Below are 20,801 nucleotides of genomic sequence, written 5' to 3'. Positions count from 1 at the left end.
TGGTTTCTTTATTTCGTAAACATTGAAATATGATTATATCAGTTATAATAGGGTTATGTATATGGTTTGTAATACCTATACTTCTCGAAAATAATTTTAAGAAAAAGAAAAACAAGGCAGCATTAAGGATGGTGTGTAAGATAATTGGTCTGGTCATTGTTATTGCTGCATTAATTAATGGTTTGTTTTAAGTTCTATGAGAATTAAAACTATATTTATTTTATGTTTTGCTCTTCTACTTTTTAGCGGATGTGCAAATAATAAAAAAGAAAAGGTTGAGACTTCACCTGTTCTAAGCGAGATACAAAAGAAATACATAGATGAAGGTTGGCTTCTAAAATCGGATAGCAGTATGGATGGAGAACTACCTTCTTCCTATGGGGTTAAACCGAAATATGGCCTTCAGGACAATTATTTTGATATTAATATGGGTGAGGGCTGTGATATTGCTGTGAAGATAATAGACCTGTCAAATGACAGGTGCATACGATATATATTTGTGAGCGAAAATTCTTCAATAACAATAAATCAGATACCACAAGGCCAGTATTATCTTAAGATAGCCTATGGTTATGATTGGATGGAAAAATTCGAAGATGGTATGACTCATGGTAAGTTTACACGTAACTGTTATTATGAAAAAAGCGTAGATGTCTTCGATTTTGGCAAGAAAAATTCTCAACATACTATTAATTATATTTTGAATATTAATATTCAAAATGGTATTGTAAATAATAATTTCAATACAATTAAAATCGACGAAACAGAGTTTTTTAAATAATTGAGCTATGAATATTTTTAAACTATTTCTTTTTCTTTTAATTTCCCCTTTGGTATTTACTTCTTGTGAAACCTCTCAAACTCCTGTTGATGAATTATCTTCCTTGTTGGAAAAGATAGATAATAACAGTGAAAATTACTCTGAAGAAGATTGGAATAATATAACAAATGAATTTACAGAGATAGAGGAAGAGTTATCTAAGTATGAATATACTGATGAGGAACTAAAGGAGATAGGCAGAATTAAAGGCCAGATTCTAGCAAAGATGACAAAAAGTGCTGTCAAAGATCTTAAAAAACAAATGGAAGATTTAAGTAAACAACTTGAAGGTGGACTTGAGGGCTTTATGGAAGAAATTAATAATTAATACATAATATACATGGAAAAAAGAAAACATTACGAAGGTTTAAACGACCAACAAGTTGTTGAGAGTCGTGCCAAGTATGGCGTGAATCTTTTAACGCCACCTAAGAAGGATTCACTTTGGAAACAATTTCTAGAGAAATTCTCTGATCCTTTAATTGTCATATTAATAATAGCCGGTATCTTATCTATTGGTATCGCTTGCTATGAATATTTTGGCCTTGGGGAAGGTTTGACAGTCTTTTTTGAACCAGCTGGTATTTTGGTAGCTATACTGTTGGCAACAGGTTTGGCATTCTATTTTGAGCTTAAGGCAAACAAGGCTTTTAACCTATTGAACAAGGTTAATAATGACGAACCGGTAAAAGTAATTAGAAATAGCAACGTAACGGTAGTTCCTAAAAAAGATCTTGTTGTTGGGGATATTGTTTTATTGAGTACTGGTGATGAAGTTCCTGCTGATGGAGAACTGCTGGAATCAATTACACTCCATATGGATGAGTCAACCTTAACTGGAGAGCCGGTTTGTAGCAAAACTACTATTGAATCTGAATTTGATTCTGAAGCTACTTATCCTTCTAATTATGTATTGCGTGGTACAAGAGTAATGGAAGGACACGGTGTATATAGAGTAGATAAGGTTGGCGATTCTACTGAAAATGGAAAACTTTTCGCTAAAATGACAGGTAGTGATATAGATGAAAAGTTGGAAGAATATGATGAAATAAAGGAAGAGAGAGAACTAACGGAAGAAGAAAATAAGGAATACATTAAACTTCTAGCTGCTCAACAGGGTGTAAGGAAAGGTGTTAAAACTCCTCTGAATGAGCAATTGGATGGTTTAAGTGAACTTATTACAAATTTAAGTTATGGCTTTGCTACATTAATCATTGTTGGTAGAATAGCTCATTATTTCTCATGGAATCTGTTGGCATGCTGTTTGATTATTCCAACTGCTCTTTTCTTTTACCTGGTTATTAAGAAATTTGAAGACTGGTCAAAAACTGCATGTGTTTCTACTATTATAACTTTTGCGGTTATATTCATAGGTGCTGTTTTAGGTTTACATGAATATTTGTTGCCTGAGGCAGAATTGTCAGGACTCTTAGCTCATACATTGGACACCCTTATGATTGCTGTAACTCTTATTGTTGTAGCTGTACCAGAAGGGTTGCCTATGGCAGTAACATTGAGTCTTGCTTATTCTATGAGAAGTATGCTGAAAACAAATAACCTGGTTCGTAAAATGCATGCTTGTGAAACAATGGGTGCAATTACCGTTATTTGTACTGATAAAACTGGTACTTTGACACAAAATAAAATGCAGGTTTATGAAACCAAATTTTATAATCTGGATAAACAACAGCTTAAAGAAGACGAGGCAAGCAAACTTATAGCTGAAGGTATTGCTGTTAACTCAACAGCATCACTAGACCTGTCAGGAACTGAACCAAATGTTGTTGGAAATCCTACTGAAGGTGCCTTACTATTATGGTTACACAAACAAGGAATAGACCATGTAACTTTAAAAGAGAGTGCTAATACTTTATCTGAGATACCATTCTCTACAGAAAGAAAATACATGGCTACTGTCGTTACTTCTTCAGTTAATGGAAAGAAAATCCTGTATGTAAAGGGTGCTCCTGAAATAGTTTACGGAATGTGTAACAGTTCTTCTGCTAATGTAAGTAAATCAGAAGTTGACAATCAGCTTCAGGCTTATCAGAAAAAAGCTATGCGTACATTGGGATTTGCTTATCAGATACTGGATGATAATGATAAATATATCGAAAGTGGAAAGGTAGTTGCTACAGGTCTTAATTTCTTAGGTATTGTAGCTATCTCTGACCCTATTAGAACAGATGTTCCAGCTGCTGTAACAGAATGTATGAAAGCCGGTATTAAAGTTAAAATAGTAACAGGAGATACTACTGGTACTGCTATTGAAATCGGTAGACAGATTGGACTTTGGTCAAATACTGACAGCGATAAGCATATTATAACTGGTCCTGAATTTGCTAAATTAAGCGACAGTGAATTAGATGATATAGTTCTTGATCTTAAGATTATAGCCAGAGCGAGACCAATGGACAAACAGCGTTTGGTTGAATCTCTGCAAAGGAAGAATCAGGTTGTATCAGTTACTGGAGATGGTACTAATGACGCTCCTGCTTTGAAAGCCGCTCATGTTGGTTTGTCTATGGGTGCTGGTACTTCAGTCGCTAAAGAAGCTAGTGATATAACTATTATTGATAACTCATTTAGCAGTATTGGTAGGGCTGTTATGTGGGGTCGCTCTCTTTACCAGAATATTCAACGTTTCTTACTATTCCAGTTAACTGTAAATGTTGCAGCTTGTTTTATTGTTCTAGTTGGAGCATTTATGGGTGCTGAATCACCACTAACTGTTACACAAATGTTGTGGGTGAACTTGATTATGGATACATTTGGCGCAATGGCATTGGCTTCACTTCCTCCTTCAGCAGAAGTTATGAATGATAAGCCAAGGGAAAGACAGGCCTTTATCATCAATAAGCCTATGGCTTTCGATATTGTTGGTGTTGGTGGTTTCTTCTTCCTGTTGACACTATTATTCGTTTATATTTTCCAGCACAGTGATGTTACTAGTTTAATGGACTTATTAACTTTACAGTTGGGCGAAGCAAATAGCGTAACTCCTTATGAGCAGACACTGATTTTCTCAATATTTGTGTGGACACATTTCTGGTATATGTTTAATACCCGTTCCTTCGAAACTGGAAAAAGCTTGTTCAAACTTAAGCTAAGCTCAGGATTCAAAACGATAGTTGGTGTTATTGTTATTGGACAAATTATCATAGTAGAAGTATTCTATGAGTTCTTTAATGTTGAGCCAATGTTCCACACACTTAATTGGACTTTGAATGTATCAGGTATTATAGATTGGCTTATTATTGTAGTCTTATCTTCACTTGTCCTTTGGGTTAGAGAACTATGGCATCTATTAAGTGCTAAGAAAAACTAATAATTAATTATAGGTGATGAAGGTATGTTACAATAATACATATCTTCATCACTTTTTTTATGTGTTATTTTACATCTTGCGTTATGAGATTAATATTTTCTGTTTTTATTTTTATTTGTACAAGTCTAATTTCTTGTTCGAATAGCTATCAACAATCACAAAATTTAGAGATTCCTATTAATACTATTGAGAGGGCAGAGAATATTTATTATAGGTTAGGTTATACTGTATCTTTTAATCCTGAGCTTAATATACCTAATTGGGTAGCATGGGAACTTAATTCTTCGAAATTAATAGAAAGAGAAAGTAGAGCCGGACATTTTTATCCGGATCCAGATATACCAAGAGGTATAGAAACAGGTGATTATAGTAATTCAGGATATGATAGAGGACATATGTGTCCGGCAGCAGATAACAAATGGGACAAACAAGCAATGAGAGAGAGTTTTTATATGACGAACATTTGTCCACAACATCATAATCTTAATAGAGGCGATTGGAAAGAGTTGGAAGATGATTGTAGAAGATGGGTTGAAGAGTCTGGTACTATTTATATTGCTTGTGGCCCTATATTGTATAAAAACGATATAAGTTATATTGGAGAAGAGCGTAAAATCCGTGTTCCTAATGCATTCTTTAAAGTTATATTAGCAGGTTTGGATGAAGGTAAACCAAGAGCTATTGGGTTTATATACAAGAATACATCTGGCAACAATCCATTGGACCATTATGTAAATTCTGTAGACCAGGTTGAAAGAATAACAGGTTTAGACTTTTTCTCACAACTGCCTGATGACGTTGAGAATGAAATAGAATCTAATTATAATTTAAATCAATGGAGATAAAATAATGAATAGTAATATGCAGTGTCCGATTTGTGGAAGTACAAATAATATTATTCTGGAGAATAACAGCCAGAAAATACTAAAACTAAGACATCTAGGGCTGTTATTTTCTAATAAAGAACTTGCCAATAAATTTAATACAAGGTGCCTTTGCCCAAAATGTAATTTAGAGTTTAAATATAACGAAGTAACAGGGTATTCTATCGATAGTACAAAAAAAATGGAGTTCGGTATATTATCTGCTCTTTGGCAATATATAGATATAAAATTGTGCTACAGTGATTCTATAGACAATTTGTTTATAGACAAGGATAGCAGGAACCTTTTTATCAAGTTCTTATTTGATAAATACTCAATAAGGTTGAATGAATCAGATTTATTAGTAAGATACAAATCAAAGAATATTAATAAGGTAGGTGATTTGGTATCTTATATTAAAAGCTTGAAAATAGAATAATATTTTTTAATACAGCATATTATGAATAAATAATAGTAATGTTTGTAACTGTTATAAACTTAATTAAGTTTGTTGTTAAATTATCTCTATACAAAATATGGCATGTATCATAAAAAAGAAATAAAAACTTGCTTTTCTTTTATATTATCACTATATTTGTATATACTAGTTAGCGTTCTTTGAATAATGCAAAACAAGACAGAATACAGAACTTCCCTCGTTTCTAAATCGTTACCTGTCTAAAAGTTTATTTCTTGTAAGTTTCTTATTTCTAGTAAATAAGAAAATATACGAGTGTCTTCTTACGTGAAAGGTCACTTTCTTGTTCTTGATGCCGGCGGCTAAGGCCCAGCCTTTTAATACCTGACATATAATCGTGAGGCTAGGTAGATGGAATATCAAGCCGACCCTGTCATTGTCATTCTCCTTTGCGGGAAGGTATTTTATCGCTTCCTCGGACAATGGGAGATAAATAGCCTCTTTCGTCTTTCTCTGTATGATCTGTAAACGGAATTTATCATTTCCTTCTTTTTGCATATCTTCCCATCTAAGAGCGGTCAAGTCGCTGATCCGGAGTCCGCAGAAACAGCAGAACAGAAAAGCCTTTTTTACCTCTGGGCATACGCAATCTGTCCGGATTAACCTCTTTAGTTCCTCTAGGGTCAAATAAGTACGCAGGCTGGTAGGTTTGTGAGGTTTTTCGTCTGTATCCAGCGAACCACAAGGATTCGAGAGGATCAGCCCTTTTTTGACCGCCTTATTGAGTGTGACATTCAGGAGCCGGTAATAACCGTGAATCGTGAAGTCGCTTTTGAGGTAGGGTTGTTTACGCAAGTGAGCGATGAAACCTTTCACGAAACCGGTATCTATGTCTTTAAGCAAGCATTGCGGCATATAGTCTCTAAGATGATTGGCCAGACTTCTTAATCGTAGGGAATAGGCTTTGTCGCCATGCGCGGATTTATCGGTGGACAATTCCGAGAGGAATTCTAAAAGTGTTTTTTTCCCGAGCCCGTTTATCATACGGACACCATAAATCTCGTTCTGAAGATCAATGATCCGTTGTGCCTTGATACTATTGGCCAAGCGCAAAGTGATCCGGTTCTTATCACGGTCTTCAGGGAAACGTTCCGGGGTGAGGTAGAGCTTGAGGAACTCATAATACCTTTTTCCTTTGTAATAGATGTCCAGATATATGGACTGGTTCGCGTTCGACAGTTTCTTGAACCGGAGCTTTACGGGCTCTTTCGCTTTCATCTCATTCTTTTTTCTTGCCATGATTTTGCTGAATTTAAGTGATTATGTAAGTTTTTCAGTATAGTATTTCCTGATTTCAAGGAAATATCAATATGTTTGTTTCCTGTAATTTAGGAAATAAATCCTATCTTTGTCCTATAAAAAAAGAAAATCATGAGGAAAGATGTCATCAAATCTCTTATTGCCATCAAGCAAAGCGAAATTCCGTTTGATGTGATTGAGCGAGACATAAAGTTACCGATCAACCGAAACAAGATCATTACGGTTCCGGGTGTGCGTTGTTGCGGTAAGTCCACATTAATGGAGATCGCTATCAATGGGCTTGTCCGTGAAGGGGTTTCCCCTAGAAACATATTATGGCTGGGGTTTGATGATGAGCGTTTGAAAAATATGTCATCCGATGATTTGGATGATGTGATAGTTTCATACATGGAGATGTTTCCGGATATACCCATAAAAGATGTGTATATGTTTTTCGACGAGATACAATTGATTAAGGATTGGGAATACTTCGTCTTGCGTGTCTATAAATCTTATTGTAAGAACATTTATGTGTGCGGAAGCAATGCTACCATGCTGTCCACAGAGTTAAGTTCGGCTCTGCGCGGATATCCCTTGGAATACGAGACCTACCCGCTTTCGTTCAATGAATATTGCCGCTTCAAGGGGATCGCCACTAATAGCTATTTGGAACAGGACAGGGCTAGATTGAAGATGGCTTTCGAGGCATACAATCAAGCAAGCGCTTTTCCCGAAATCGTATTGACGTCATCCCGGTCGGAGCAGTTGAAACTGCTTCACGGCTATTTCGACACGATGATATTGAAGGACTTGGCCGAACATTACAAGATATCCAATACGGGTGTGGTACGGTATTTCGTCAAGCGCGTCATGGCCAATCTCACCAAGCCTACCTCCATCAATGCCATCTACAAGGACATCAAGTCCCAAGGGCTTAAAGTCAGTAAGGATGACCTGTATCTTTGGGCTGATTATATCTGTAACATCTTCATGTTCGCACGAATCTCCAAATACGACCGTTCGCTGGTAAAGGAACAGAAATCGCTTGATAAATACTACTGTATAGATAACGGTATGCGTGGTGCCGTGCTTATGCCGCAGAGCAACGACAATGGGAAAAATCTGGAAAACACCGTGTTCATGCAACTGAACCGGATGCGGCTCCCTTCGGACAAGATTGCCTACTATCAAGGAAATTGTGAGTGCGATTTTGTGCTTCAACGGGAGGATAACGTGATACAACTCATACAGGTCACTTGGGATATGGTGGATGCGAGTACGAGAGAAAGGGAAATCAAAGGCTTGCTGGAAGCCGCCTCGGTGACCGGATGCGAGAATCTTATCATTGTCACGAAAGACGAGGAAAATACATTCAATAGAGAAGGCAAGGAGATCAAGGTGATCCCTGCATGGAAATGGGTCTTGCTTTTTTCTTGCCATGATTTTGCTGAATTTAAGTGATTATGTATATTTGTTACTAGGATGATCCGAGTACCACCCCGGTAGCATAAAATACACGGATTGAGCCTTTTTCTATAGGTGAAAGTTGCAAAAGGTAGGGAAACCTATCACTTTTATGAAATTGATACATTTGTCTCTTATTATAGAGAGTTCTGCCTATCAGCGCCACGATATATCCTTCTTATTTTTGCCACATATTAAATGTGGAAATAAAAAAATATTATACTATGAGATTCAAGAGATATATTCTTTTATCGTTGGTGTTATGTGGTCTGGTCGCTTGTTCGGACGATAACACGATAGAGATTCCGGAAGCGCCGGTACTGGAGAAAGCGCAACTGGCCTTGGCGATCAAGAGCGAGAAGGGTGCGATGACGAAGGCGGGAGAGGAGGCTACTCCTACGGACGCAGACGTGAATACGCTTACGGTCGGGGTGTTCGGTACGGGTTGGAGTATGGTATATACGGTGAGCGGTGAGGACATAACGACCTCTACAAGTACAGATGTGACCACGCAAGAAATCGGTCCGAAAGAGGTATATGCGGGTGCGGCGGAAGTTGTTGTCGTGGCCAATGCTTCGGCAAATGTTCAGGCAGCGTTGGCCAATGCCGGTACGAAAGACGCGTTTCTTGCTACGGTGATTAAGCTGGAGGAGGAAACTCTGAAAAAAGGTTTGACTATGAGCAGCGAGGTGCTTACAGTAACTTTGGTTGCGAATACGACTAATTGTATTGGTTATAGTACGAAGCAAGGCGATGATATAACCGTAGGGGGTCAAGCCGGTAAAGAAATTTATGGAGCAGGCCCGGTTCGATTAGTCCGCGATGTCGCTTCGATCGCTTTGGCTTCTGCAGAGATCGACAATCTTAATAATGCGAATTATATAAGTAAAGACTTTGTTTTAAAAGAAGTCTTTATCGCCAGTGCGAAGGGTGTTTCCTGCGTAGCTTCCGCATCCAATTGGGGGGGAATAGAGAAAACATTTGACTTTACAAACACAGGTTTTGGATATTCAAATTATATGGTAGGTAAAGAATTCTCAGGATCTCCGAATATCGACGAGGGTTCTTATAAAAAAGGAACTCAGACAAAAAGAGATGAATTAGCAAAGGCTCATACAAAAGACAATACAGCCTTGAATCATGAATTCTATGTCTATGAAAATAAATTGGGAGAGATCGCTGAAGCGGACAAAGCTTCCGCGAACCGGGATTACGCCAACCACACCTTATTGATCGTAAAAGGAGATTATACCTATCTGCCGAATGGTTTGGCTGATACTGAAACTAATTATGTGAAAAAAGAAAATTGTTATTATGCGATACCTGTAGGAGCGGAAGTTACGATTGACGGGAAAAAAGAAGAAAGTTTCTATGTTAGGCGTAACTACAAATACGCGATCTCCTTAACCATCATCGGCCCCGGTTCCGAGATCCCATACGATCCGATGATCTCCGCCAATGTGAGCGCATCCGTGAAAGTGGAGCCATGGAACGTGAAGACTATCCATGAGGAAGTAGAATAAAGCAATATAGGGTAAAATAATTGATAAGAAAAAATTAGGATTATGAAACACATACTGTTTACAAAGGAATTGCTTCTCTCGGCTGTGGCTTTATTCGCTATTATTGCGACTAGCTGTATCAGGGAGGATTTGGATCAATGCTATACGCTCAAACTGAAGGTCGAGAATATCAAGGGAGACGATATAACGGAATACGGATGGATGGAATCTACCGACTTATATATTTTCGACGAGAATCTGAATTACTTGGAGAAACGTAGCTTGGATAAGAACTTTATCCGTTCCCGCAATGAGATCGTTTTGGATGGCTATACCGCCGATCGTAGTCTACGTATCGTGGCATGGGGCAACGTGAATGCCTTGGGTGAAAAGCAATCCGTATCGGAGGCACAGACCATAGAAGACTTGAAAGTGATGTTGAAAAGCCAAGATGGTTTGGCGGTTACCCCGGACAGCCTTTATTATGGTAGCGAACAAGTGTTTACAAAAGCCGGAGGCGTAGCGAAGGAGACTGAGATCGTGATTCGTCCGAAAGTGGGTACGGTCACGATCGAGACCCGAGGGTTGCAAGAGCAACTCGGCAGGATGGGGTTGAGAAGTTCCGTGGATTGCGACTTCTACTTGAATAATACATTAAGTGGTTTTGATTACCGTGGCACGCAGATTGGCGATAGCGTATATTATAATCCGGAAGGTGCGTGGAACGAGTCCGGGGTTGAATGGATAACCCCTACTATGCAAACCGCTTGCCCGGGACAGGATATGGCTGTGTCGATAAGCGCCAATGGAGTCTCGTTAGGCTCGGCCAAGGTAGACGAGAACGGTGATCCTATTTATACGAGCGCGGGAGAGAATACCCATCTGATCCTTGAATGGGGTGAGGGCGGAACCTTATCCGTCCGGGCAACCGTTCGTCCTTGGGGAGTAGTGGAAGAAGATATTCCAATGCATTAAAGGGTACCTCATCATATATAATTAAGAAATACGATACGAACATGAAATTATTAGCGAACATATTTTTATCCGGTTTGGCGATTCTCGCTTGTGTGAGTTGTTCTAAAGATGAGGATCCGGTTCTTTCCTTAGAAGGCGCTAAGCTGTCCGTCGCTGTCAAGGCGTCCGGTACGGCTACGAAAGCCTATAATCCCAATGACGTGAATGAGTTGGAGGGTGAGGCTTATATCAATAATTTGGCAGTGGTAGTTTTTAATGAGACCGGCACGGAACTGCTCGGTTATAAATGGGAGGCTCTTTCCGGGGCGGAACATTCCGCCATAATAGCCGATGTGCCGACAACGAAGGCTGTCCGGGCACGGATCATTGTCTTGGCGAACGTGCCGAGAGATTTATTATCTACCGTTTCTACCTACGATGAGTTCCAGACTCGCTTGATAGACCTCTCCTCGCAATCGCAAACGAACCTAACGATGAGTAGTCAAGTGATCGTTACAAAATCCGCTTTGTCTGAGGAAAATAACTATTTAGGATATGAGGATCTTGGCGATCAGAATGTGGATGGCATCTCCGACCCGATCCTTTTGACCCGTGTAGCCGCACGTATTGATTTGGTGAATATATCCACTCGTTTTGCCGGAACGCCGTTCGCCGGACGTGAGGTGCGAATCGATGCGGTAGGTATCTACAATATGAAGACAAAGTCTTACTATTTCAGTGAGGCGGATTGGGGAGAGACAGAGGCTCCCGATGCCGTGCGAAATTCGGAGAATACCTCGTTCGAGGATCTGTTGGTAAATGATGGCGCTTCGATATCCAATACGCCATTCGTTCATTATGTAATGGAAAATATGAAAAGCGACGATCACACGATGATCGCCGTAAAAGCTACCTTACGGGGAAATTCCAGTTATCAGGACCATACGAAAATCTTCACGGCGGTGATCAATGCGGGTGGCTTGCAGAACGGCTATGATCATAATTTCATCCGTCGCAACTACGTTTACCGTCTCCGTATTTATTTTGACGGCGAAAGTTTCGACAATATTCCCGTAACGCCAGACCCGGGCCCAGGTCCGGATCCGGAACCCGAGGTAGATACCAACTTGAATATAGCCGTGCAGGTAGTAGGCTGGGGCCCGGTAATGCAACATCCGGTAATAGACTAAATTATGGAATCATAGGGAATGAAATTTAGTATAAACAAGAAAAAACAAAAGGATATGAAACTAAGACATTTATTATTAGCCTCCTTCGCCGCATGCACTTTCGCCTCCTGCTCGGACGATAGCTCGAATGGCATCGAGATACCGGAAGAGAACTATCAGATGATAGACGCGAACGTCTCTCTTACCGCTACGGCTTTGGATGGGATACAGACAAAAGGTGCAACGGAAGAGGGCGGTGATGCTGTGCTAGAATCTGGCAGTAATAACGAGCAATTTATTAATGAACTAACCGCCTATTTGTTTTATGTAGACAATGGGGTGAACGAGGATGCATATAAATTCGCCGCAATGAAGACGGTATCCTCTGCTGCTGATGGTCATTCCGTAAAGACTATTGAGGATATCGTTGTCAAGGTAAAAGCTACGGCGGCCGGCGAACTTTCTGATACGCAATTGGCGGTGGTCTTTTTAGCGAATACGAAACTTGCTACGCCTCCTTCTAATTTGGGGGATGTGAAAGCAGCCAAACTTGAAAGTCTTGTTGATTTTATGCAAGTGCATCCAGTGCCCAGTGGTACGCAAACGTATGTACCGATGTTTAGCCAGATAGTTACGATCGGTGGAGGTAGTTCTAAGCTTCTGGCAGGAACAACATATGATAATTGGGTGAAAGGATCTACAACCCCTTCTATTACATATACAAACAATGCGGTAGTAGGTGCAGCACATAAGGAGATTGAGAAAAAAAGTGAAGCGGAAGGATGGACTGAAAAAAATTCCTCTTATGATCCGGCAAATATTCCAGATGATGATAAAATCCCATTAACCCGCCATGTAGCCCGTGTCCAACTTCAAGCTATTGATTGCGACTTCAAGAACAATTATGCAGACGCGTCATTTGAGTTGACACATGTATATATCGCTAACGCTAGCAATACTTCCCTTATCTATGCTGACGCAACAAAACCGTATAGTTTGGATAATGCTACTGCTTATTCTCATGGTTGTAGCTATGAGCGAGATGACTATTTCTTAGTGAATGGTACTAAAAATATAGCTTCTTTAGCTTGGACAATGGATGCAGGGGTAGACATCAAAATGACGGGTCATAGTCATTCTTCTAATTTGAACGGCGATGGTTCCATAAATTATAATGGTAGCAGTTGGTTCTCTTTTGATGACCAAACGATTAGTGGTGATGGATATGGACGTAAAGAGATGCCTCAATTTTATGTGTTTGAAATGAAGGGGGATAAACCGATGCTTGCAGATGATCTGAATAAAGGTGCTTCTCCATCTGGAAATATACAGACCATGTTAATTCTTCGGGGCAATTGGTATCCAAATGGAAAAACGAATGGAAAAACGAATGGACAAAGTAATGATGTGGTTAAAAAAGATCGCTACTACCGTATACCAATTAAGCAAGATGCGACTAGTGGCATTATTGGTGTACAACGTAATACCATCTATAAGATATACGCTACGATAACCGGTGAAGGCTCTAAGGATCCCGACACAAGCGAGTTGAACGCTTGTATCAGTTTCAGTATTAAGGTCGAGCCTTGGACGGTCATCACGCAAACTGAGACAGACGTGAATTGATTAAACTCTTTCATAACGATTAATAGCGAGAACGGGGTTCGGAATTTCCGGACTCCGTTTTTTTTGTCCTATGATGAATGGATTTGCGCTCTGCATAGGTATCCCTATCTCCAAAGATAGCTTTAACCACACCCTCAAATGCCTATATTCAATATGCTAGTTTTACCCCTTAAAGTTGAAAGTTACGCCTATCGTGCCGAATAATGGATTCCTCTAATTTTGCTAGCGTAAAAACAAGAGAAAAATTCAATCCATTATGAAAATAAAGAATATACTAGCATTGTTATGCTTCCTTTGCATCGGAGTGTCCTGCTCCATGGAAGACGATATTTTGAATAACGTGGATATGGGAGGCGTTGGGACGAATATCGCAAACACCGAGGCCGTTTTTGCCTTCTCTCTTTCCGGCAATAGCTCTATGACCAAGGCTGGTGAAATAACGGAAAATCCCAATGATGTTACTTCTACGGAATCTTCTATCAGTAATTGTTTTGTAGCTATTATTAAAGATGACAATGTATTGTCTTCTTATTGGTACGCAACAAGCGATTTGCAGACGAGTAGCGAGTCCTTTACTACGGATATCAAGCGCCACATGATCGTGAAAGTGCCAAGTGATAAGCCGGCACTTACGGCTTATGCGGTGGCGAACCTGACACAGACGACTGCCGATAAGTTATTGGCTTGTACAACCATAGCGGATATTCAAGATGTAGAGTTGGCAGAACATCCTAATTTTCTAGTAAAAGTAGGAGAACAACCCATTGGATCTTATAAAACAACTACTCAATTGGCTACTCACGATGACGGGAATTGTAACAAAATAACAATTCCCGTATCGCAGAGAGTCGCGGCGTTTGAACTGGCTTCCTTCAAGGTGGTAGACACAAGTAAAGAAAAGGTGGGTGGTGAATATCCGGTAGTACCGAATGTAGAGGTCGTTTCCGTACAGATGCTGAACATTAAGCTAAGCGCTAAAGTGGTAGGTGAGTATGGTAGCTCTTTTTCCGGAGTAGATGATAATATTCTGAAGCCAACCGATGTGAACCAGAGTGATCCGAAGAAAGACATTTACGGTACTTACGATAAGATCCGTTTTTATGGCTATGATAATACGGATGTGGATCGTCAGACTTCCATGAAAATAACCTATAAGGTCGATGGTGCGGTAATGGATCGTACCTATCCGATCAAGACAAAGCCGGGAGATGCGGTGAAGGTTGTTGGGGGGAATCTCTATAAGTTATCTGTGACAATAGGTAATGCCAACGAGGATATTGATTTTGTAATTGAAGATTGGATACCGAATACCTTGAGTGTCGGTGATATTTTTGGAGAACCAGTTAAGTAAACAGGGTAAAATAAACATAACATGAAGCAGTTAAAAGATATAGTATTGACAGGATTTTTGGCGCTCTTGGCCTTTACCGCATGTACGGAAGAGAAGCTGATAGATGAGCGACCGATGGAAACAGGTACGGTTTCGATCTCTTTCTCTACTGAGGGCGTGGAGACGAAAGCGATAAATGCCGGTGGTACTTATCAGTACGCTACGGCGGATGAGCTTAACATAAACAATATTTTCGTCTCCATCTTCAAGAAGGTGGATAACGAGTGGAAATACTTGATTTCTAAGACTGGAACCTTAGGTGATGGCAGTTTTGTCGGGACACAAAGTTCCGGCTCTTTTAAATTGACCGGTTTAACCTTACCGCTTAACACGGAACTGAAGGTGGTAGCTATCGTGAATCCATTGGAGGACAAGGTTGCGTCTTATGCGGAAATGGATTATAATGGGTTAAGTGCCGAGACGGTAACTTATACTGGTACGTTGGGTGGAGAGGGTTATTATACATTCGATCCGAAAACCTTGATAAAGGCAGGCGAGCAGGATATGAAATTTACCGCTACTAGCGGTGTGATTTCTGGCGGCAAGGATGTCCATTTGAAGCAATTGGCGGCGAAAGTAGAGTTGGACTTGGATGTGGAGTTGCCGAAGATGGAAGGCTCTACGACTACGAGTAAGTGGACGTTGGATGGTTATTCTATGGATGACATTATCAATAAGTTATCTAAAAGAATGAGTAGCGCATCTAACAAAAATAAACCTGTTATTGTATATGTGGATCAGTCTGGTGCATTGAAGGCAACAGGATCGGGAGAAAAAGTTCCAGCTGGTGCTAAGGCGTTAGCGCGGGCATGGAATAACTCTGCGGATAAAGACTGTGCTAATCAACCTAATACTAGTAATAAATATGCGCATATAGAAAGTTTTTCTTCGGGAAACCCTATTACAATGGCGATAACTACTACAACTCCAACATGGTTGTTTAATTTGATAAGTGTTCAAGTATTGAATGTGAATACACAATCGAAACTGATTATCCCCACAAATCAATTGAATGATGCGATTGGTTTGAGAGATGGATCTATCCTAGGAGGAATGGCAGATACTAAGGTCAATTTATCTTTTTACACGTATGAAAGAGACAAGGTCAGTGATCTAACAAAAGCCTTGTCTGTGAAGATAGTTGGGGAATACGTTAAGGGTGATAAAAAGGAAATAGCAACTTATAAGTTGAAGTCTACAGGTTTTCATCCCACATGGGATGAAGATGGGGGCTGGGGAGAAGGTTCAAACACTAAGTTTATTATCAATACGGAAGAATTGGAAATGGGTGGAACCGTATCTAAAATAGATATAACTTCTACCGGAGAGAGTACGGACTATCAATACTCCATCCCAATCAACCCTGAATATAAAGCGGATGAATGCACGGACGGTTTGATCCACGGTAACTATTATCATGTGACAGGAATGTTGAAACAATCAACAGGTGAGTTTAATATATGGGTAGCTCCTTGGGTTGGGAAAGATGTTAGCGCAAACTTTAATTAAACAGTAAATAGAATATTATGAAAGCGATAAAAAATATATATGCCTTGTTCTTGGGCCTGTTAATGCTAGGACTAGGTTCCTGCATGGAAGAGACGGAAGTGAATGGAGGAGAGCAGAATGTTGATGGATTACGACTGTCCTTGAGCGTTTCCGCTAGCGACGTGATCTCTCCGCTCACGAAAGCCTCAGCTACTGATGCTAATGCTATTAGCGATTTGAATATCCTTGTGTATAATAAGGATAATAATCGCTTAGTTAAAGGATTGTATTTGACCGGTGCAGCCTTGAATGGCCTTACCGTAAATAATAACGAAGAGAATAAGGCGGTTAATTACGATATAGCTTTACAGAATGGTTCTTATCGTGTACGAGTAATTGCGAACGCAGAATCTGATTTGAGTGCGGAGCCGTTCGATAAGATAGATAATCTATCGTATGGAACGTTAGATAATTTGCCAAAGATGGTAATGAGCGCATCCGCTGATGATGTATCAGTTAGCGGAGGAAAAGGTTTTGCCATCCTTTCGTTAAAGCGTATTTACGCTATGATATCCGTATCTGTGAATACTTCTGGATTGAAAGATCGTACGATCAAGCCCCTAAAAGTATCTTTGCATCAAGTACCGGCTACTGGTAAATTGTTTATGAACAACTTAATCCCGGCAAATCCGTCACCTTCAGATTATATAACGGAGGCTGATATGATCGAATTTTCCAATCCGGTAGAGAATGTTAGTTCAATGAAAGATAACAGTGTTTTCTTTATGTATGAGAATAAGCAACCGGATGGTGTCTGCTTACTGAAAGACGGAAAGTATGTAGAGGCATATAAAACCCCGGCCAGTTTAGGTAACACCCCAATAAAGGATGTTGCCACTGTGGAAGCGGATAAGACTTGTTCTTATATTCGTGTGGAAGCGGAGTATTCAGAAATGGGTGCTAGTGGGAAGATTGTTTATCGCTTTTTCTTAGGAGATGACGCTTTTACCAATTTTGCGGTAGAGCGAAACGCCCACTATAACGTGACGCTTAATCTTACCGGTAAGGGCGGGGTTGACGAGGCTTCTTGGCGTGTGACGAAAGATTTTAACTGGGATTTTACGGTGGATGATATTTATATCGGGTATCGGATAGGCTCTATAAGTGATATCCAAGTGAAGTTGCCGACAGACCATGGTTGGTTTGATAATTGTACATGGAGTGTGGAAGGTTCAAATCGTGAGGATTTCCAGATTGGTGCGTATGATAAAAATACGAATACGATTCGAGTTATCACGAAGAAAACGAATATTAGTAGTAAGGATCACATAACTAATACCGTGACGATTACGGCTACAGGGAAGGACGGAAAATCAATCTCTAAAACTGTAACTGTCAATCAAGTTATCCGTTTGGTCGATCCGATAGCTTTCTATAAGAAATGGGACAACAGGGAGCTTGTCAAAGTTAAGGTGCGAGAATTTAATAAGGAGAAGAGAAAGTATGAGATATTGAATTCTATTGGCCCTTGGACAGCTACTATTACCGCTGGGGATTGGTTTACGCTATCTACAGATGACGGACAGTCTGTCGTCGGAACATCGAAGTCTGTTACAGGTACTGGAGGTGATATTGTTTTTAATTATAAACCGAATTCGAGCACAGGAAGTTCTTCCACCAATCGTTATGGCGCTATCAAGGTAACCTATCATAATAACCGTTGCGAGCATATGATTTATTTGCGTCAAGGTTATGCGGATACGCAATTGTTGGATGGTGGGGCAACTTGGTCTTTATTCAATTGTACGACAAAAGGCTCTATCACCAACGCTCCGACCCAATCTGGATATTTTTATCAAGGAGGGGCTTCAGATTCCTATTATACACCATGGGATGTGACTTATGGTAATAAGCATTTGAATTGGAAAGAAAAAACATCGGAGGACATGCGCAATGAAAAATACAAATGGGAGTATGGACAAGGTCCATGTCCGAGTGGTTATAAAGTTCCTGCGGCTAGCCATTACAGTGCTATTAAGAGTGCTACGGAGAAAAATACATTATTTACATATGGAGGATATGTGTATGATGATAGTTGTCCGGTTGAGAATACTCCTTTTGGTTGGCAGTGGGATTCAGAAGGCAATGCGGTTATAGATGAAACTATAGATTGCAATCCGGCTAAAGGGACATTAATGGTTCGTTCTACTGGAGAACCTGTCAATTTGTTCTTCTCTTATGGAAAGGCTGTTATGACTGAGCATGGGAGTGCTGCAGAGGATACAGGGATTGATGAGATTGGTATTGGGTATTTGGGTGGAGGTCGACTTCTCTATAATACAGCCCATCGATATGGGGCTTTTTATTGGTCTGGATCTGGTGACTCTAATGCTGATACGAATATGCTTTTTATAGATTTTTGGTATTCTCTGAATACCAATGTTCCTATTAATGTCGGAACATTAAATACGAATAACGGCATGTTTGTTCGTTGTGTGAGGAGTGAAAAATAAATTGATATATCTAGTTGTAGAGACGCAGCATGCTGCGTCTCTCTCTATTTAACAGAAATCAATCTGACACTTTGTATTCTTAACTCCCGGAGAATCCCTTTTTCCGTCCCGACCTACGGCTTGCCTCCAAATACGCAAGAAAAAAACAGTAATTGCTTAGCATATACGTAGATGCTGAAAAACGCCCATTCATTCTAGCTAAATTAGTTCATCGTAATTCATATCAAGTAGGGTGAAAAGGGGAAAAACAGGCTTACGACTGGGGTGTAACGGTACAAGAATGCCCATTCGCAACCGCTTATAACCCTATTAGCGACCGCTTACGATGCCCAACGGCACGGTAGGTGTTGCCCAACGCCACCGTATGTGTAGGCTTTTGCCTCCTAATGTGCGTTGAAAACCGTCCTTTTTTATCCTAAAACATGAATAAAGCGGCGCTCCACGCCTTTATTACGTGGCTTTCATTAAAAGGGAATGCCACGATATGCGTCTTATATTGATCAAAAGGATCAGATAATGTTCGTTTGGCTAACAGGTTGATCTTTGATACTAAAGTGATATGAATGGCTTATTTTATCTAGACGAGATTTTTTATTCGGAAAATAGTCCTTACCTTTACGGCATAGATACGTTTTCTGAACTTCAGCCTTCCCGAGTTCCCTTCATGGCGAACGGACGTGGTTCTGGCAAACGAGCAAACAGGTAAGACTTTTGGGCGGATCCGGCTGTGATCGCCCAATCTACGGGGTTTTCCTTGGAGGAGGTGAATGACCTTGAGAACCTTATCCGCAAGGAGGAGATTAAGAATTAGAAGTGGATGATGCGGATTGATGGTGTTAATAGAATCCGAGTCTGATAAATACAGTATGACTGATAAGGGGCAGGCTTACACAAGTCTGCCCCTTGCTGTCTTTATAAAGTGTCGGTGTTCCTATCACCTTCTTTGAAATGAATAGGTGTTCTTATCAATCAAGGATAGTTGGTAGGTTTACCCTTTAAAGTTGAAACTCACACCTATCGTGCTAAGAAATGTTATAATCTATTTTTGTGATGCAAATTAAAAGTGAAAGGGATGAATAGGAGAGAACTCGTGAAAACATTGGCTGATAAATTGTCGGTTACGCAAGCGGAGGCGATGCGCTTTGTTCAAGCTTGGGAAGAGACTACGACAGAGGCTTTGGAAAGTGATGGTTCTTTGATGCTATTGGGCTTTGGAACGCTCTCCGCTTGGGAACAAACCGAACGGATCGGCAGAAATCCTAAGAATGGGGTGGCTTATATGATAAGAGCTCGTAAAAGCGTGAAGTTTAAGCCCGGTAAATTATTACTTAAACAGTTGAATGCGAGCTCGTCGAAGTGAAGGCATTCACGTATGTATAATAAAAACGAAAAAATATTCGATATGAAGAGAATTCTTTTCCTAGTCCTGCTCTTGGTAGCTACGACAGGCGTTTACGGCCAGAAGTTCGCGGTGAAGTCGAACTTACTCTATGATGCGACTGCTACGATCAACTTGGGTGTAGAGGTTGGCTTGGCGAAAAAGTGGTCGCTGGATCTATCCGGCAACTATAATGGATGGAAGTTTGGTGATGAGGCTCGTATGAAACATTGGCTGGTACAACCAGAAGCTCGTTATTGGTTGTGTGAGAAGTTTAATGGACATTTCTTCGGCTTGCATGCGCATTATGCGGATTACAATGTTGGAGGCCTAAAGTTCTTGAGCAAGAATATGGAGAATCATCGGTATCAAGGTAATTTGTATGGAGCCGGACTTTCTTATGGTTATCAGTGGTTGTTGAGTGACCGGTGGAGCATGGAAGCCGTGCTGGGTATTGGTTGGGCACATCTGGATTATGATAAATATCCTTGCGCCACTTGCGGAACCGTATTGAAAAGCGATACGAAAGATTATTTCGGGGTTACGAAAGCGGCTATTTCTATTATTTACTTTATTAAATGACCCAAGC

At 40.2% G+C, this 20,801-nt stretch carries 15 protein-coding genes; 14 read left to right on the top strand and 1 reads right to left on the bottom strand.

All coding sequences use genetic code 11. The annotated features are described in order from the left end of the window. Positions 1-196: 196 nt before the first annotated feature. The 4 genes from DWX33_RS11260 to DWX33_RS11245 all read left to right on the top strand — a co-directional run bounded on the left by DWX33_RS11260 (position 197) and on the right by DWX33_RS11245 (position 4,993). Positions 197-781 carry a hypothetical protein gene (locus DWX33_RS11260; protein ID WP_005651923.1) on the top strand — a complete coding sequence of 195 codons (585 nt, stop codon included), beginning with the start codon at positions 197-199 and terminating at the stop codon, positions 779-781. A 7-nt stretch (positions 782-788) separates the two neighbouring features. Next, entirely contained in the window at positions 789-1,148 is a 360-nt protein-coding gene (locus DWX33_RS11255; protein ID WP_005651925.1) for a hypothetical protein, read from the top strand. 12 nt (positions 1,149-1,160) lie between these two features. Beyond that, positions 1,161-4,148: a cation-translocating P-type ATPase gene (locus DWX33_RS11250; protein ID WP_117983989.1), complete on the top strand. Its 2,988-nt coding sequence runs from the start codon at positions 1,161-1,163 to the stop codon at positions 4,146-4,148. A gap of 83 nt (positions 4,149-4,231) precedes the next feature. After that, a complete protein-coding gene (locus tag DWX33_RS11245) occupies positions 4,232-4,993 on the top strand; it encodes a DNA/RNA non-specific endonuclease (protein WP_227194117.1) in 762 nt (253 codons plus the stop codon). 688 nt (positions 4,994-5,681) lie between these two features. On the opposite strand, the gene DWX33_RS11235 is transcribed toward DWX33_RS11245, so the two are convergent. Next, entirely contained in the window at positions 5,682-6,728 is a 1,047-nt protein-coding gene (locus DWX33_RS11235; RefSeq protein ID WP_122380412.1) for a site-specific integrase, read from the bottom strand. A gap of 132 nt (positions 6,729-6,860) precedes the next feature. On the opposite strand from DWX33_RS11235, the gene DWX33_RS11230 reads away from it, so the two are divergent. From DWX33_RS11230 to DWX33_RS11185, 10 genes are all read left to right on the top strand, one after another. Beyond that, on the top strand, positions 6,861-8,189 hold the full coding sequence (locus tag DWX33_RS11230) for an ATP-binding protein (RefSeq protein WP_122380411.1): 1,329 nt from the start codon (positions 6,861-6,863) through the stop codon (positions 8,187-8,189). 227 nt (positions 8,190-8,416) lie between these two features. After that, the gene (locus DWX33_RS11225) at positions 8,417-9,715 is read left to right on the top strand and encodes a fimbrial protein (protein ID WP_005867558.1); all 1,299 of its coding nucleotides are present in this window, start codon (positions 8,417-8,419) and stop codon (positions 9,713-9,715) included. A 42-nt stretch (positions 9,716-9,757) separates the two neighbouring features. Then, positions 9,758-10,669 carry a FimB/Mfa2 family fimbrial subunit gene (locus tag DWX33_RS11220; protein WP_005867560.1) on the top strand — a complete coding sequence of 304 codons (912 nt, stop codon included), beginning with the start codon at positions 9,758-9,760 and terminating at the stop codon, positions 10,667-10,669. 41 nt (positions 10,670-10,710) lie between these two features. Further along, entirely contained in the window at positions 10,711-11,838 is a 1,128-nt protein-coding gene (locus DWX33_RS11215) for a fimbrial protein (protein WP_122380410.1), read from the top strand. 54 nt (positions 11,839-11,892) lie between these two features. After that, positions 11,893-13,443 (top strand): fimbrial protein, encoded by a 1,551-nt coding sequence (locus tag DWX33_RS11210; protein ID WP_121960690.1) that lies wholly within the window; start codon positions 11,893-11,895, stop codon positions 13,441-13,443. A gap of 256 nt (positions 13,444-13,699) precedes the next feature. After that, complete coding sequence (locus DWX33_RS11205; protein WP_122380409.1) at positions 13,700-14,794, top strand: hypothetical protein; 1,095 nt, start codon at positions 13,700-13,702, stop codon at positions 14,792-14,794. Positions 14,795-14,815: 21 nt separating this feature from the next. Next, a complete protein-coding gene (locus DWX33_RS11200) occupies positions 14,816-16,342 on the top strand; it encodes a hypothetical protein (RefSeq protein ID WP_005867566.1) in 1,527 nt (508 codons plus the stop codon). A gap of 17 nt (positions 16,343-16,359) precedes the next feature. Then, positions 16,360-18,834 (top strand): DUF4906 domain-containing protein, encoded by a 2,475-nt coding sequence (locus DWX33_RS11195; protein WP_057326196.1) that lies wholly within the window; start codon positions 16,360-16,362, stop codon positions 18,832-18,834. A gap of 1,072 nt (positions 18,835-19,906) precedes the next feature. After that, on the top strand, positions 19,907-20,194 hold the full coding sequence (locus tag DWX33_RS11190; protein ID WP_005867570.1) for an HU family DNA-binding protein: 288 nt from the start codon (positions 19,907-19,909) through the stop codon (positions 20,192-20,194). Positions 20,195-20,236: 42 nt separating this feature from the next. Continuing rightward, positions 20,237-20,794, top strand: a complete 558-nt coding sequence (locus DWX33_RS11185) for a DUF3575 domain-containing protein (RefSeq protein WP_005859412.1) — start codon at positions 20,237-20,239, stop codon at positions 20,792-20,794. Positions 20,795-20,801 lie beyond the last annotated feature (7 nt).

The organism is Parabacteroides sp. AF19-14 (genome assembly GCF_003635485.1).
Taxonomy (GTDB): domain Bacteria; phylum Bacteroidota; class Bacteroidia; order Bacteroidales; family Tannerellaceae; genus Parabacteroides; species Parabacteroides distasonis.
Note: the sequence above shows the minus strand (reverse complement) of the source record. Positions and strands in the feature narration are given on the sequence as shown.

Coding starts and splice junctions, on each gene's coding strand:
- DWX33_RS11260 (WP_005651923.1), top strand. CDS start 197: ATGAGAATTAAAACTATATTTATTTTATGTTTTGCTCTTCTACTTTTT.
- DWX33_RS11255 (WP_005651925.1), top strand. CDS start 789: ATGAATATTTTTAAACTATTTCTTTTTCTTTTAATTTCCCCTTTGGTA.
- DWX33_RS11250 (WP_117983989.1), top strand. CDS start 1,161: ATGGAAAAAAGAAAACATTACGAAGGTTTAAACGACCAACAAGTTGTT.
- DWX33_RS11245 (WP_227194117.1), top strand. CDS start 4,232: ATGAGATTAATATTTTCTGTTTTTATTTTTATTTGTACAAGTCTAATT.
- DWX33_RS11235 (WP_122380412.1), bottom strand. CDS start 6,728: ATGGCAAGAAAAAAGAATGAGATGAAAGCGAAAGAGCCCGTAAAGCTC.
- DWX33_RS11230 (WP_122380411.1), top strand. CDS start 6,861: ATGAGGAAAGATGTCATCAAATCTCTTATTGCCATCAAGCAAAGCGAA.
- DWX33_RS11225 (WP_005867558.1), top strand. CDS start 8,417: ATGAGATTCAAGAGATATATTCTTTTATCGTTGGTGTTATGTGGTCTG.
- DWX33_RS11220 (WP_005867560.1), top strand. CDS start 9,758: ATGAAACACATACTGTTTACAAAGGAATTGCTTCTCTCGGCTGTGGCT.
- DWX33_RS11215 (WP_122380410.1), top strand. CDS start 10,711: ATGAAATTATTAGCGAACATATTTTTATCCGGTTTGGCGATTCTCGCT.
- DWX33_RS11210 (WP_121960690.1), top strand. CDS start 11,893: ATGAAACTAAGACATTTATTATTAGCCTCCTTCGCCGCATGCACTTTC.
- DWX33_RS11205 (WP_122380409.1), top strand. CDS start 13,700: ATGAAAATAAAGAATATACTAGCATTGTTATGCTTCCTTTGCATCGGA.
- DWX33_RS11200 (WP_005867566.1), top strand. CDS start 14,816: ATGAAGCAGTTAAAAGATATAGTATTGACAGGATTTTTGGCGCTCTTG.
- DWX33_RS11195 (WP_057326196.1), top strand. CDS start 16,360: ATGAAAGCGATAAAAAATATATATGCCTTGTTCTTGGGCCTGTTAATG.
- DWX33_RS11190 (WP_005867570.1), top strand. CDS start 19,907: ATGAATAGGAGAGAACTCGTGAAAACATTGGCTGATAAATTGTCGGTT.
- DWX33_RS11185 (WP_005859412.1), top strand. CDS start 20,237: ATGAAGAGAATTCTTTTCCTAGTCCTGCTCTTGGTAGCTACGACAGGC.